General features: G+C 36.4%; 14 protein-coding genes. 3 read left to right on the top strand and 11 right to left on the bottom strand.

Going from position 1 to position 15,624, the window contains the following annotated elements:
• Positions 1-36 precede the first annotated feature (36 nt).
• From SJY23_RS09235 to SJY23_RS09225, 3 genes are all read left to right on the top strand, one after another.
• The gene (locus SJY23_RS09235) at positions 37-1,089 is read left to right on the top strand and encodes an aldose epimerase family protein (protein WP_396596107.1); all 1,053 of its coding nucleotides are present in this window, start codon (positions 37-39) and stop codon (positions 1,087-1,089) included.
• A gap of 136 nt (positions 1,090-1,225) precedes the next feature.
• The gene (locus tag SJY23_RS09230; RefSeq protein WP_396596106.1) at positions 1,226-1,954 is read left to right on the top strand and encodes a phosphatase PAP2 family protein; all 729 of its coding nucleotides are present in this window, start codon (positions 1,226-1,228) and stop codon (positions 1,952-1,954) included.
• Positions 1,955-2,018: 64 nt separating this feature from the next.
• Positions 2,019-2,897, top strand: a complete 879-nt coding sequence (locus SJY23_RS09225) for an SdiA-regulated domain-containing protein (protein ID WP_396596105.1) — start codon at positions 2,019-2,021, stop codon at positions 2,895-2,897.
• 110 nt (positions 2,898-3,007) lie between these two features.
• Here the strand turns inward: SJY23_RS09225 and SJY23_RS09220 are convergent, their stop codons facing one another.
• The 11 genes from SJY23_RS09220 to SJY23_RS09170 form a co-directional block, all read right to left on the bottom strand.
• Positions 3,008-3,628, bottom strand: a complete 621-nt coding sequence (locus SJY23_RS09220; protein WP_396596104.1) for a MarC family protein — start codon at positions 3,626-3,628, stop codon at positions 3,008-3,010.
• A 331-nt stretch (positions 3,629-3,959) separates the two neighbouring features.
• Positions 3,960-4,631, bottom strand: a complete 672-nt coding sequence (locus tag SJY23_RS09215; RefSeq protein WP_396596103.1) for a bifunctional 4-hydroxy-2-oxoglutarate aldolase/2-dehydro-3-deoxy-phosphogluconate aldolase — start codon at positions 4,629-4,631, stop codon at positions 3,960-3,962.
• A 2-nt stretch (positions 4,632-4,633) separates the two neighbouring features.
• Positions 4,634-5,656: a sugar kinase gene (locus tag SJY23_RS09210; RefSeq protein ID WP_035334193.1), complete on the bottom strand. Its 1,023-nt coding sequence runs from the start codon at positions 5,654-5,656 to the stop codon at positions 4,634-4,636.
• A 21-nt stretch (positions 5,657-5,677) separates the two neighbouring features.
• Positions 5,678-6,439: an SDR family NAD(P)-dependent oxidoreductase gene (locus SJY23_RS09205; RefSeq protein ID WP_035334194.1), complete on the bottom strand. Its 762-nt coding sequence runs from the start codon at positions 6,437-6,439 to the stop codon at positions 5,678-5,680.
• Positions 6,440-6,463: 24 nt separating this feature from the next.
• A complete protein-coding gene (locus SJY23_RS09200; protein WP_035334195.1) occupies positions 6,464-7,765 on the bottom strand; it encodes an MFS transporter in 1,302 nt (433 codons plus the stop codon).
• Between the two features lie 131 nt (positions 7,766-7,896).
• Positions 7,897-8,601 (bottom strand): FadR/GntR family transcriptional regulator, encoded by a 705-nt coding sequence (locus SJY23_RS09195; RefSeq protein WP_396596102.1) that lies wholly within the window; start codon positions 8,599-8,601, stop codon positions 7,897-7,899.
• 112 nt (positions 8,602-8,713) lie between these two features.
• Positions 8,714-9,628, bottom strand: a complete 915-nt coding sequence (locus tag SJY23_RS09190) for a polysaccharide lyase family 7 protein (protein ID WP_396596101.1) — start codon at positions 9,626-9,628, stop codon at positions 8,714-8,716.
• A gap of 7 nt (positions 9,629-9,635) precedes the next feature.
• On the bottom strand, positions 9,636-10,472 hold the full coding sequence (locus SJY23_RS09185) for a PKD domain-containing protein (protein WP_396596100.1): 837 nt from the start codon (positions 10,470-10,472) through the stop codon (positions 9,636-9,638).
• Positions 10,473-10,488: 16 nt separating this feature from the next.
• Positions 10,489-11,922 (bottom strand): RagB/SusD family nutrient uptake outer membrane protein, encoded by a 1,434-nt coding sequence (locus SJY23_RS09180; RefSeq protein ID WP_396596099.1) that lies wholly within the window; start codon positions 11,920-11,922, stop codon positions 10,489-10,491.
• 17 nt (positions 11,923-11,939) lie between these two features.
• Positions 11,940-15,008: a SusC/RagA family TonB-linked outer membrane protein gene (locus SJY23_RS09175; protein WP_396596098.1), complete on the bottom strand. Its 3,069-nt coding sequence runs from the start codon at positions 15,006-15,008 to the stop codon at positions 11,940-11,942.
• Between the two features lie 265 nt (positions 15,009-15,273).
• Positions 15,274-15,621 carry a cupin domain-containing protein gene (locus SJY23_RS09170; protein ID WP_013749808.1) on the bottom strand — a complete coding sequence of 116 codons (348 nt, stop codon included), beginning with the start codon at positions 15,619-15,621 and terminating at the stop codon, positions 15,274-15,276.
• Positions 15,622-15,624 lie beyond the last annotated feature (3 nt).

The following is a 15,624-nucleotide window of genomic DNA, read 5'->3' as shown; positions in this document are numbered from 1 at the left end:
GGATTTCTTATGTTTATTAAAATTTTAAAGACTACTATGCAGTTATTTCCAGCTACAAATTTTCAAGAATCTTTTGGGTCAAAAAAATCAAGCTTATTTACGATACAGAACTCCAACGGGATGACCGCCCAGATTACAAATTATGGAGCAACACTCGTTAGTTTGTGGGTAAAGAATGCTTTGGGTAAAGAAAACGATGTGGTTTTAGGGTATGAACGATTATCTGATTATCGCAAAATGACTAATCCGTATTTTGGAAGAACTATTGGCCGTTATGGAAATCGCATCTCAAGTAGTCAATTTACCATTGACAATAAGGTTTTTACATTAGAAAAAAATGATGGCCATCATAATCTACATGCTGGAAGTGATGCATTTCACACAGTGATTTGGGATCTTGTTGAACATACTGCAAACACACTAACGCTATCATACTTATCACCACATCTTGAAGGTGGATTTCCAGGAAATCTAGCTGTTTCTGTTATATTTAAAATCACAGAGGAGAATGCTTTAGATATATCTTATAAGGCAACAACAGATGCTACAACCCATGTTAACCTCACTCATCACTCTTACTTTAATCTCAACTTAGATAAAACTGAGCCTATATGCAATCACTTGCTCCAAATACACGGAAGGTCATACCTCCCGATAGATAAAGAATGTATCCCTACAGACCATATAGAAGCGGTTTCTAATACTCCGTTCGACTTTAGAAATTTTAAAAAAATAGGACAAGACATTAATGCTACACATCAACAAGTGGTACTCGCAGGTGGCTATGATCACAATTTTATTCTTGATGGGAAAGATATGAGAGATGTCGCACAAGTGAGTAGTCCATCCTCAGGAATTACGATGACTGTTACTACAGATGAGCCTGGATTGCAGTTTTATAGTGGTAATCACATATCCTCTACTCCTGTTGGAAAATATAATGAAACCTACATTGACAGAGGTGGTTTTTGTCTTGAGACGCAGCACTTTCCAGATAGCCCCAATAGAGCTGATTTTCCATCTACTCTTTTAGAGGCTGGATCCGTTTACACTTCAAAGTGCACATTTACTTTTAGCATAACTAAATAAATATAAGCGCTTTATAGCAGTGCTTTCTGTCTTAACGACATATTCTAAAAATAAATTTAGAACGTAACATTATAATCTTCTTTAGACTTTACTAATTTTTGATACTTAAATTTGTGCAGAATGGTAATTATAAAGCATGAAGCAAAAACTAGCATCACTTATTTATTGGATTAAAAGTTTACTAGTCAAGGTATTTAAAAAATATGATGGTAGATGGGCTTATATTATCACCACAACCATAGCCTTAGCACTCTTTATAGGCGGTATAAAATTATTTATATCCCTTACAGAAACTTTAAAAAGCACCTATCTAGCTGAGTCTGATACGGCAATCTCTAATTATGTAGCTAGTTTCAGAACACCTTACCTCACTAGTTATTTTGTTTTTGTCACAGATCTAGGTGATGCATTAGGTTATGTAATCACATTTATATTATGTACAATTATATTTTACTTTACGTTTAAAAAATGGAGATACGTTGCCCAGCTTGCATTTGTAATGGTACTTGCACTTAGTTCTAATCTTCTCTTAAAACAACTTATCAATAGAGCCCGACCAGATGTAGAACACCTCGTTACGGTAGAAACTCTAAGTTACCCAAGTGGGCACGCTATGATGGCGATGGCTTTTTACGGGACCTTATTGTTTTTAATAAGTAAGTTTCCTATTAAGAGATTCTACAAAGTCCTATTTATCACTTTGTGCTTAATCCTGATTTTAAGTATCGGTATAAGTCGTATTTATTTAGGAGTACACTATCCCTCAGATATTGCAGGTGGATTTATTGCAGGCTTTGTTTGGGTAGTATTTTGTGTGATTGTTTTTGATTTAATTCAGATTTTTAAACGTGACCCAGCTACCTAATATAGGTTTTAAGCTTTCGCGGAAGCAAGAAAAAACACTCACAGTATCTTTAAAAAGAAATCTAATGAACTATAGAAAATATATACCACACCTATTTATTGTCACTCTCGCTATCATTCTTACTATAAGTTGTGCAAATAGCTACAACGGCCAGAGCGATGAAAAAGACAAAACAACGATTAAGAAAAAATCTAAAAAAGATTATACGATTCTAAACACCTGGGAGATGCCGAAGGTTTTAAATGAAGTAAGTGGCATCTCGTGGATTTCAAATAACACCATTGCTTGTGTAGAAGATGAGGACGGCATTATTTTTATATATGATCTGAAAAAAGAAAAAGTCATTCAAGAGATAACATTTGCTGGTAGTGGAGACTATGAGGGTATCGTGATTAATGACAAGGATGCTTATGTGATGCGTAGTGATGGTTTGATTTATGAGGTATCACGCTTTCGCGAAAGCGAACCTATAACAACTACTTTCCAAACAGCATTTACCGCTCGTAATAATATAGAAACACTCACGCTAGATGCCGAAAAAAATAGCTTAGTAGTAACACCTAAAGATCGCGATCAATCTGATGATTTCAAGGGCATATATTACATCCCACTAGATTCAAAAAAGATGGACGCCCAGCCTTTCATACAAATTAATATGAAAGATAAAGCGCTTAAAGATTATAAAAAGAAGAAAGCGTATCGCACCTTTAGTCCGTCTGACGTAGCAATACATCCAGTGACTGGCGATTACTATGTGCTCGAAGGTAAAAACCCAAAGCTCGCGATACTAGATAGCGATGGTACAATTAAAAAAGTATACAAGCTTGATAAAGACGACTTTGCCCAGCCAGAGGGAATTACTTTTAGTCCTGACGGAAAGCTTTTTATCTCTAACGAAGCCAGAAAGGACGAAGCAACTATTGTAGAGGTGGTTTTTAAATAAAAAAAATCTCTTGTCAATTAAAACAATACACTCTTAAAAGAAGTATGATATACTCACCATAAATTTATAGGCATAGCATTTATGTCATTACATGATACTGCCTTTACAGTTTATGGCATCAAATCAAAGGAGATTTTTACTCCTTCTATAATCATCCCCGTACCTATAATACCTATTATTAAACCCATAATTTTACCTATTACAGAGATTACGTTATTTCCTAAAAACCTAACAATAAGATTACTAGCACTAAATGTCATATACATGAGCATACACATAATAGCAAAGATGAAAATCACTACCGCTATCTCTATGTAAGTTGCGTCTGATACTGAGTTCATTGCGGTTACAATCGTACCTGGACCTGCGATAATCGGGATAGCTAAGGGTGAGATTGCTATATTTTCATCTATATCTACTTCTTTAAGATGCTTGACATTGACCTTTTTAGACTGTAGCATATCAAAACCAATAAGAAATACTAGAATACCTCCAAATATCTTAAAAGCCGGTATTGTTATTTGGAATAACTCAAAGATAAACTTGCCTAACAACACAAAACCAGCAACAATAATAAACGCAACTATGTTTGCTCTTTTATTGATGTTTTGCTTTGTCTTTTTATCTGCTCCCTCTGTGAGTGACAAAAAGATAGTCATGTTTGAGATAGGATTAGTTATAGCAAAAAAGCCCGTAAATACGGTAATTGCAAACGTAATTAAGTTATCCATAAATAGTGGGGTTATGTCTGGTTCTACTATATATTACAATTCTCCATAATAATTCATCATAACACTGATGTATATTTAAAAATTGTTTCTAAGACATGATGAATATATGACTTTTTGTTGAAAGAGAATGTGATGAGTATATAACTCAAGAACATTACTATTCTATGTGTCTGCAATTATATTTCAACAAACAGATAATCACTCTTCAACGAGTTATTACAAGATTTAAATAAATCACAAAAAAACAAAGGGTATCTCTCGATACCCTTTGAATACAAACTAAATGTAAATAAACAAACTAATTCAAATAATTGTGAGCCTTATGACGCTCTTATTTACCTCTTATAACTTTTACTAAGTCGATAGCTAATGCTGTCTTTTCTTCTATTTTCTTATAATCCCATGCGCCATTATCATCTACTGCTATGAGTTTTGAGCCTAGGCCTACACAGGTTACTCCTGCTTTAAACCATTCTTCTAAGCTTTCTTTGGTAGGAGAAACACCACCTGTAGGCATCACCGAAGTCCAAGGACATGGTCCTTTTATAGCTTTTACAAACTGGGCTCCATAAATACCTCCTGGAAATAGTTTTACAATCTCACAGCCTAGCTCTTCGGCGCGAGCAATTTCTGTTAGCGATCCGCAGCCTGGTGACCATAGCACTTTTCTTCTATTACACACCATGGCGATATCTTCACGCAGTACGGGAGTCACTACAAAGTTTGCTCCTAGTTGCAGGTATAAAGAAGCTGCTGCTGCGTCTGTGACACTACCTACACCAAGTATTAACTCAGGTAATTCCGCTTTCGCGAAAGCGCACAACTCATCAAACACTTTATGTGCATTATCACCGCGGCTAGTAAACTCTATTACTCGAGCACCACCGTTATAACAAGCCTGTAATATATGCTTTCCTACCTCAACAGATTCATTATAAAACAAAGGAACAATTCCCGTGTCTTTCATTACTTGTGCTACTTCTAATCTTGTAAATCTTGCCATAATTATCTTGAAACTTTTCCTGATTGATCTCCATCCATAAATCGTTCTATATCTTGTAAAGAGACCAAGTTGTAATCACCATAAATGGTATGTTTTAAACAACAAGACGCTACAGCAATATCTACTGCACGCTGCTTGTTCATAGGGTCATCTATGAGACCAAAGGCTAGACCACCCATAAATGCATCTCCACTACCTACGCGGTCTACCACGGGAGTTACTTCTTGTATGTGTGCTCTATACACTTGCTCACCATCATATAATAATCCTCCTATGCGCTGGTGAGATGCACTCACAGAGTATCTTAATGTGGTCGCCACCTGCTTGAGGTTAGGGCATAGTTTAAAAAGCTTATCATACAAAACAGGAAGTGATTTTTCATCCTGATAGTTAGGACCTACTTTGTCCTCACCTAGCATAAAAAAAGCAGTGTCTATATCTCCTAATATTAAATTACTATAATTAAGAAGTTCTGGCATTACATCCTTAGGCTCCTTGCCCCATTTCCAAAGCTTTGAACGGTAATTCAAGTCTGTAGAGATGGTGAGCCCCATCTTACTAGCTACTTTTACAGCCTCTAGACACTCTAGCGCTGCTGCTTCTGATATTGCTGGGGTGATACCACTCCAGTGAAACCAAGTGGCACCTTCAAAAATAGCTTCCCAGTCAAAACATCCTTTTGTGATAGTAGCCATAGAGCTACCAGCGCGGTCATATACCACGTTGCTAGCTCTTGTTCCAGCTCCTGTTTCTAGAAAGTAAATCCCTAGTCTATCTCCACCTCTTTTTATATACTTATCGCCTACTCCAATTTTTTTAATTTCTTGAAGTGCTGTATCGCCTATTTCATTATTAGGAAGCCTAGTAACAAAATCTGCAGAGACACCTAGATTATTAAGTGAGACTGCTACATTAAATTCTCCTCCACCATAGGTTACCCCAAAGGTTTTGGCTTGAGAAAATCTCAAGAATCGCTCTGTAGAGAGCCGTAACATAATCTCACCAAAAGTGACTACTTTACTCATATTCTAAGAATATATATTTTTTTAAATACCTAATGCTTGACCACCACCTACTTGAATTGTTTCGGCAGTTAAGAAGGCTGCATCTTTACTCGCAAGGAATGATACTACACCTGCTACATCATCTGGCTGACCAAGACGACCTAACATGATATTATTTGCCCATGAAGCAAATACTTCTGGCTTAGTCTCCTTAATTTGCTTGTGGAAAGGTGTATCAATAGTTCCTGGTGATACTGCATTCACACGGATACCATATTCTGCAAGATCCTTTGCTAGTGCTCTCGTGATTGTATGCACTCCAGCTTTTGAAGTACCATAAATACCTGCTCCTGGTCCACCTGCATTCCACCCAGCGTTAGAAGTATAATTAATAATTGTAGGGTGATCTCCTTTTTTAAGGAATGGTATTGCTGCTCTAGAAGCAAAGAATACGGAGTCTAAGTTAAGCGCCATTACAAATCTGTAAAACTCTGTAGTCATCTCTTCAAATCTTGAACGACCACCTAGTCCACCAGCGTTGTTTACTAGCACATCAATCTTACCGTACTTCTCCCCTATTTTTTTAATGTTTTCTGTTACCGCTTCATCATTAGTTACGTCAAAGCCATAATACTCGGCAGTAATACCTTCTGCCTTAAGCTCCTCAAGTCTTTTTGCACCTTCTTCATCTTGAATTCCGTTTATTATAACGGTATATCCATCGTTACCTAATCGTTTTGCTACCGCAAATCCTATTCCTCCTGTGGCACCAGTTATAATAGCTACTTTTCCTTTATTACTCATAATATTACTTTTTACTTTTTATTATTATCTATTTGATTTAAGAAGTTCAATTTTTGGGATTAATATCCACACACTCGCAATTACAATAAATGCTAATGCCGCCCCTATTGCAAATGCTGGTGTATAATTACCACCTTCAGTTAATACTGGTACTAATGCTACGAGTCCTGCTCCTGTAAGTTTTGCTGCTGTTCCAGCAAAGCCTGATAGCGTACCTACTGTCTTTTTACCATACAAATCACTTGGTAATGTTTGTACATTTCCTATCGCCGTTTGGAACCCAAATAGCACTACTGCCATTATTAAAACAGCTGCTATAGGTGATCCTGGATTTGATAAAGCAAGAAGCGCAGGTAGCATAATGACACATCCTAGTGTTATTACCATCTTACGAGTCTTGTTAATATTCCATCCTGATTTTAATCTATTTTGTGCTAATAGGCCACCAAACCATGCTCCAAACATAGCTCCTACGTAAGGAACCCATCCGTAGATACCAATGGCTTTTACATCCATACCATACACTTCTGAAAGGTATATAGGGATCCAAAAAACAAACAGCCACCATATTGGATCTATCGCTGCAGAGGCTATAATTACACCCCAGCTTTGCTTTTTAGAAAGCAACTCTCCTACCCCAGGGTTATACTCCGTTAGTTTTTCATCTTCCTCTGTTTCTTCTTTTATTTTTTGCCCCTTTAGAATATGTTGCTTTTCTAATTCTGTTAGCCACGGGTGACTTTTAGGTGGTGCTTTTACTAAAATTAACCAAGGAACTAACCATAACAATCCTATAAGACCTATGATTACAAATATCATTTGCCAGCTAAAATAAACAGTCAAAAAAGCAATGGTTGGAATTGCAACGATACCACCTATAGCTGCGCCAGAATTAAACAATCCTTGTGCAAATGCTCTCTCTGTGGCTGGAAACCACTCTGCATTTCCTTTGGCCGCTCCTGGCCAGTTACCTGCTTCAGAAATCCCTAAGATTGATCTAAAGATTGAGAAACTCAATACTCCATTTGCTAGCGCATGTAGTGCTGTAGCGATAGACCAAAACCCTATTGATAATACAAATCCAAACCTAGTCCCTACCTTATCGAAAATTTTACCAAAGATGGATTGTCCAAAAGCATATGAAAACATAAAAACCACCGATATTAAAGCGTAGATCTCCTTTCTTTCGGTAGTGGTCTTATCTGGATATAAATCTTCTGCTATACTAGGCCATAAAACAACGAGAGCTTGACGGTCTATATAATTAATAACAGTTGCCAGCGCTATAAGTCCTACAACCCACCATCTTAGTCCTTTAAGTTTCATAAACTATAATTTTATATCTAATTAATTACTTTAAATAAGGCAAATAATTACCCTAGCCATGCGTGCATGACTTTTAAATATTTTCAACTTTTCTTTGAGTTTTACGCTTTCGCGAAAGCGTACTTTATACCTTAAATATTATAGCAATATTGATACAAAGCTTTAAAGTGTTTTTTCATCATTGCTTTTGCTTCTTGAGGTTTTTGCTGCTCTATTGCGAGGTATATTTTCTCGTGCTCTTCTATAGCTGATTGTGACATTCCAGAGTCACAAACATGATACTTTTCAAAATTTGTGATTATTTCTGGAGTTATAATGAGCATGAAATTATTCATGGTACTATTACCTGACGCTTTTGCGATGGCTAGGTGAAAGAGTAAATCTTCTTGCACCGCATCTTTACCATTGATTACTTTTTCTGTGTAAGCATCTAGCGCTTGTCGCATTTTTTTGAGATCACTATCTGTGCGTCTCAATGCAGCGAGTCTAGCAGTTTTAAGCTCTAAGAGAATACGTGTTTCAACCAGTGATTTAAAATCTGGATCTTCTAGCTTAAGGATATCATCTATCATCCCATTAAGAGCAATAACCCCAATGTTTGCCACAAAAGTTCCACTTTGTGGTATAGACTTTAGAATTCCATAAAACTCTAATTTTTGAATAGCCTCTCTCACACTACTGCGAGTCACTTCAAAACGCTCAGATAACATACGCTCTGAAGGTAGCTTATCACCTGGCTCCAAATTTTTGAGATTAATAATATCCCTAATTTGACTTATGATTGCCCTTCCCGCATCTTTATTTTCAATTGTCTTTGTACGTGTCTCCAGTTTCATATCGTAACAATTTAATTCCTTAATAGCTCTACTCAACTTTTTCAAATATTAGTTGAGAAGTTATAGAAAGTTATTGATTTATAATAGATAACAATGTGATTTACCATTTTAATTAATGCCTAACTTCTATATCGTAAACTCTAATATCTGCAAAAGCATTCTCATCTCTTGTTTGAAGATAATTACCCACTTTAAAGTAGTTTTCAAAAACTCCCCATCGTTGCATGTGTATACCTTCATAAGTTTTATACTCTTGACCATTGAGAGAGATTACCATTTTACCTTCTTCTACTTCTACCTCAATAGTAAATTTTTTAAAACCTACATTTTGTTCAAAATTAAATCCTTCATCGTCAACCCATGCTTCTTTTTTTAGAATTCCTACAGGTCCAATATTAGGTGTTCTCAACTTTTTTGTCTTTACTCTTATTTTACCATTCTGCCAATAAATCTTTAAAATAGGAGGCGCATTATTATCTTTCTGTCCAATCTCATCACGCTGCTCATTAGTAAGCCTACCGTGTATTTGCGTAATTATTGTTTTGTGATACTTGCCATTCTTATCACGAGAGATTTTATCCATGGCCATTTTCACTTTAAGTTTACCACCCTGCGCAAAAGTCCAGTTTACAGAATTATTACCTGATACTATTTGCTCTCTAAGCTCTGACCTAGAATATTTTGTATTTGTAGTGGTCTGTGCAGGTACCGCATGAAAAACAAGAGCTCCTTTTGTAGAGTCATTGTACATGTAGGGTTTTAAAACTTCATTTGTGGCATAATCCAAAATCTCTGGAGGATCTACTTCAATAATCTTAGGCTCACCTACTGGAATGGTTACTTTCCAATGAGATAGATCTACCTTTGGTAACTTATATTTTTTACGTTTTTTCTTTCTTTTAGATATTTTACTAGCACTAACTTCATCTTTTTCAAGAGATGAGTTACCACTATTTTCTGAAGTTTGCCCAAAGGACAAACTTACAGAAAGTAATAGTGTGCTTAATAATATGAAAGTTCTAAACATAATTGTTCTATTGTACTGCTGCTGTAAAATTATCTACTCTTGCTTCTACATTTGCATTATAGATAAGAATACTCACTGTGCTGCTTACCCCAGAGTTAAAATCAAGTGTCGTAAGAGTGTAATCTTCTGCAGATCCAGTGAACTCAGCAATTGCAGCGTCTTTTGCTACAGTGAGATCTGTGTAACCTCCACCTGGTAAAATAGCAACCGTAGCTTCTCCTCCTGACCCTTCTAGTCTATAAGAATAGGTGATTCTATAATCTGTATTAGGAGTCAGCTCAATTTCTTGGTAAGCAATTCTGCTTCCATCACTTGGAAATTTTGCAGCTTGCCCTCCATCAGGAACAGAAGAACTTGTATTGATCTGGATAACTCCTCCTAAATCAGAGTTTCTCCAAGAGTCGCGTCCATCTCCAGTACCATCAGGTAAAGAATTGTCTTCAAAACTAGCTTCAAGTATTACTGGAATAATAGCATCTGGCTCTTCTGGTTCAATCACCTCTATATCTGACGAAAATGTACTAGTCACACCTAAAGCATCTGAAGCCGTTAATGTAATCGTATATACTCCTTCTGCTGCATATTGATTTTGACCATCAATCGTCGTTGCCGTATTACCGTCTCCGTAATCCCAAGCATATGTTGTTGCGCTTGTTGAAAGGTTTGAAAATGTATAAATATCAAAATTATTTACATCTCTCGTAGCAGAAAAGTTTGCTTCTGGAGGCATTGTATCTGCGCGACTTCCCGCCTCTGGAAGATCTAATTCATTTTCACAAGAAACTGAAATAACCATACCTATTAAAAGAAAAACAAATTTTCTTGTTGTTATAAAATATCTCATCGTATTAATTTTATTGTTAGTAGCCAGGGTTTTGTATTAATAGACCATTACTCAAGTTAACCTCAAACTGAGGAAGTGGTAATAAGAGATCTGTAGCACTAAAGCTATGTCCGTTGGCATTAGAAAAATCAGTTAGTACTTGTTGTGCTGCTCCAAATCTTTTCAAATCATGGATTCTATGATTTTCAAAAGCTAATTCAACACGACGTTCTATTAGTAATTGCTCTGATGTAACTTCTTCTACAATATCAGTTAAGCCTGCTCTGTTTCTTACTTCTTGAAAAGATTCTAAGGCGTTTGATGATTGAGTTACTGCACCTCCAGCTAAAATAGCCTCGACATGCATAAGTAATACATCAGAATATCTAAGAATAATCCAATCATTACCTGCACTTGTAGGATCTGAGCTTGTAGGCTCAATTCCTAAACTCGCATCACCATTAGGTAAATACTTTACCACTTGTGTTTGTGTAGGCTGTCCTGCATCTACTCTCTTTGAATATTGTGCTCTATCTCCTCCAAACTCATCTAATGCGGCAATAGCCTCATCTGTCACATAATTTACACCACTCGTACGACCAACACCGTTAAGCATCTCTGCCGAAAAGTTTTGACTATCAAGTGAAGAACTCGCTACATAACCTACAGTAAAAATATTCTCACCATTTGCTTCATTATAAAACACATCTCTAAAATCAGATTCAAGAGCATATTCTTGACTTGCTATAATTTCCTCTAGTAAACTCTGAGCTTCTCCATAGTTGCTTCTTTGCGTTAAATAAACTTTGGCTAAGATTCCTTGGGCAGCAGCTTTTGAAGCTCTATTTGCAGTTGTTGTACTTCCTAACTTAGAAGCAGCAGATTGTAAATCTGCAACAATGAAGCTGTATATTTCGCTAGTAGGAACACGTGTAAATTGTGTCTCTACATCTTCTATTGAGACTGGGCCATCTATTAATGGTACATCTCCAAAAGAACGCACAAGATTAAAATAAGCTAGTGCTCTCATAAAACGAGCTTCTCCCTCTATACGATCACCATCTGTAACTGCTAGGTCAATATTTTCAAGAACTAGATTTGCTCTTGTAATGACGCTGTACATACTACGGTAGTAATCAAATACAAAACCGTTTGTAGTTTGTACAGTGAAGCTATCAAATTGTCCTGCTTCTCCTTCTCCACTTTTTGATCTTGTGTTATCACTTAACATTTCTGTTACGTAAAACTCTATTTGCTGTCCATGATTAAGATTGTTATCTGTAATTTCAAGACTATTCACTCCTTGTAGCGCATCGTAAACTCCAGTAAGAACAGATTCTAGATCAGTCTCATTTGTTGGAAAAGTATCTCCTACCGACACAGCTGTTGGTACAGGCTCTAAAAAATCGTCACCGCAAGATGTAAAGCTCACAACAACTAATAACATGGTTAAAATTTTATATGTTTTCATAGTTCTGTCTTTTAAATTTAAAATTCTAAGTTTAACCCTAATGAAATAGTACGAGCTATAGGATTTCCTCCACGCTGGTACCCTACATTAAGCGCACCTTCATTTTGATATGATTCTGGATTCCATCCTGTGTAACCATCTGCTGTGAAGTATAAAAGGTTTTGTCCTGAAACATACACCCTAGCCTTACTAAGACCTACTTGACTTATGAGGTCTGCGTCTAATGTGTAACCTAGATTTAATGTACGTAGCGCTACGTATGATGCATCTGATATGATAGCATCTGTAAAGATCTTTTGTTGTAAGAAATTCTGATCTGTAGCTACATTAAGGTTAGTTCCCTCACGACTGCTAAAGTGGTTAAATATGTATTGATCTGCTATGTTACGTACTTCTGCTCCGTAGCTACCTTGAAAGGTGAAGCTAAAATCAACATCGCCAATCTGAAAATCATTTGCTATACTCCAAACGAGATCTGGAAAAGGATTTCCTATGATTGTTTTATCATCATCATCAATTAAACCATCTCCATTCAAATCTCTCACGTAAACATCCTGAGCTTCTCCTCCTACTACTGCGTATGGATCTGTTACAAACTCTACAGGCACTTCTCTATCTACCACAAAACCGTAAAAAGAAGATATAGGCTGTCCCTCTAGTGTAATCCACTCTGCAGCTCGTTTATCATCTACGTTAGTGATAAGTCCGCTTGCCCCAGCAAAGTCAGTCAATTCATTATCATTAGTAGATGCAAGTATTGTAGTTCTCCATGTGAATTTTTCATTAGTGATATTTCGAGTTCTCAATTCTACCTCGATACCCTTATTAACAACCTCTCCACGATTTGCAAGTACTTCCCTAAAACCTGATACTGTAGAGTTAGGCACATTTAACAATAGCTGGTCAGAAACTTTATTATATGCATCTATCGACCCAGAGATCCTACCATTAAAGAAACCAAAATCTAAAGCTACGTTTGCTTCACTAGAACGTTCCCATTGCAAACCTTGATTTGCAATATTTATTGGTGCTAATCCATTAGAAACTTCGTTTCCAAAAACTGCAGAAAGAGGTCCATACAATTGTAAAGAAGGATATAACTCAATATTATCCCCAGTTACACCGCTTCCAAAATTGAGATCTTTATTCCCTGTAAATCCGTAACTTCCTCTTAGCTTTAAATCGCTTATCACATCACTCTCGCTTAAGAAATCTTCTCTAGCAAGGTTCCAACCAAGAGAAACAGCTGGAAAATAACCATACTTATTATTTACACCAAAAGATGAATGACCATCTGTTCTCAAACTAGCAGAAGCCAGATACTTGTCTTCATATGAATAGTTAACACGTCCAAAGAAAGAGACTAGACGTTCTTCTGTGTCATAAGAAACATTTTCAATTACAGAAGTACCTCCACCCAGAGTCTGTATTAAATCATTAGAATATCCATTGACTCCAATTGCGCTATACTCGCGGTCCCACTTCTCTGCAGAGGCTCCAAGAATTGCACTTATATTATGTGATCCAAAAGAGGTATCATAAGATAATAACCCTTCTGTTAAAATGTGAATTTGCTCAAATGTATCAAGATCTAACTGTGCCGCAGAAGCTCCGTTACGACTAGCCTCTACACCTTGCCAGCGTCTTTGTTTTCTGCTTTGATAATCTCCACCTAGAGTGGCTTTAAAACTAAGACCTTTAGCTAGCTTATATTTTCCATAGAAGTTACCGTACATTCTAAATTGCTTATCTGTGCGATGTCTTTCTAATACTTTTGCTGCAGGGTTTTGATTACTTGTAGTACTTATATCAACTAGCTCACTTCCATCTCCAAAAAGATCATAGTTATCAAAGTGACGCTCTCTAGCATAATCACCTATTTGCACATCAGGATATACATTGCGATCTACATATTGTATAGAATTTGCATCATGAAAAATAGGTAACCAAGGTTGTTGTCTCAAAATATCGTGAGTAGACCCGTCAAAACGCCTTCTATTGGTATAAGAAGGAGCTAGATTTGCACCAAAAGAAAATTTGTCATTTACTTCTGTGTCAACTTTTAATCTAAAATTATATTTCTTAAAATCATCTGTAAGAAGAACGCCTTCATCGTGAAGGTAAGAAAGTGAAGTATTGAACTTTGTCTTCTCACTACCTCCTCTAGCGCTTAAGGAATGACTCTCAATAATACCACCATCAAAAATGCGGTCTTGCCAAGACTCATCTATACCTAAAAGCTCTCTATACTGAGAACGTAAAGAAAGTTCGCCAGTTTGTGCAAGCTCTTCTGCATGTGACTTTGCTACACTTATATCATAATCATCGCTTTGTCTAGCTTCTTTAAAACCAGTAAAAGTATTGTAGCTAAAACGTGTTTTACCTTCTTTACCCTGCTTAGTAGAGATAATAATAACCCCTCCAGAAGCTCGTGAACCATAGATTGCTGCCGAAGCCGCATCTTTAAGAACCTCTACAGACTCAATATCATTTACATCTACCGTGTTTAAAAATTCGGCATCTAGTACAACACCATCTACTACAAGAAGAGGCCCACTAGCTCCTGCTATTGACCCAATACCTCTAATGTTGATAGTTGAATTTGATCCTGCTTCTCCTTCTGTAGCTTGTATGTTAAGACCTGCTACTTGACCTACCAAGGCTTCATTTGCGGTTCCTACAGCTATTTGATCAAGATCTTCGTTTTTTACTTTTCCTACAGCACCTGTGATTTTTGTTCTAGATTGAGACCCATACCCAATTACCACAACCTCATCTAATGTCCCGGCATCAATTTTTAAGACTATATCTGCTCTAGTCTGTCCAGTTATCGTTACTACTTGTGGCGTAAAACCTACATAAGTAAACTGTACTATATCGTTTGCGGTAACAGAAATCTCATAGTTACCATCAAAATCAGTAGAAACTCCCGTTTGAGAATTAAGCACCGATACATTCACTCCAGGAATAGGAGAATTGTCTTCCTCAGAAACAACAGTACCCTTTAATAAGTAACTTTCCTGTCCATACAGTAAAACACCGCACAAAAGAAAAAGGACTAAGGAAAACTTAGTTTTTACATTCATAATTAATGATTTAGATTAAATTAATTTGTTTTATTAAATAATCCTCAGAAACCTATTAACTGCTCTCTATTCTGTATGCTATTTCATACATTTACAATAGATAAGCTTACTGAGCTTATTTATACTTCGTACCAGAAGTAATAATAAAGAGGACGGTGTCGAAGCTGTCCTTTTTTTTGGTTTACCAAACTGGTCAACCAAATTGGTTTACCAAATATGAGTATAATATTCTGTTAATACAAAAATTATAGTGTTAAAATATTAACTATTCCATAAAATCTTCTCTTATTGGCGAGAATACGTCAATTAACACCCCTGCTTCAGTACAAATTGCTCCATGTAATTCATGTGGTGGTATGTAAAAAGAATCACCTCCTTTTAATGTTTTTGTCTTACCATTGATAGTTACATCAAAAGACCCACTTTCTACATATGTTACTTGTGAGTGATAATGCTCATGCATAGGTCCTATTCCGCCCTTCTCAAAGTGTACTTTCACAAGCATGATTTTGTCATCATAGCCCATTATTTTACGTTTTACTCCTTCACCTACAACTTCCCACTCAATGTCGTTTCCTTCTATAAATTCTTTACTTGCTCCAAATGATTTCATATT

The organism is Dokdonia sp. R86516 (assembly GCF_044596715.1).
Lineage (GTDB): Bacteria > Bacteroidota > Bacteroidia > Flavobacteriales > Flavobacteriaceae > Dokdonia.
This window is presented reverse-complemented; position numbering and strand designations above follow the sequence as displayed.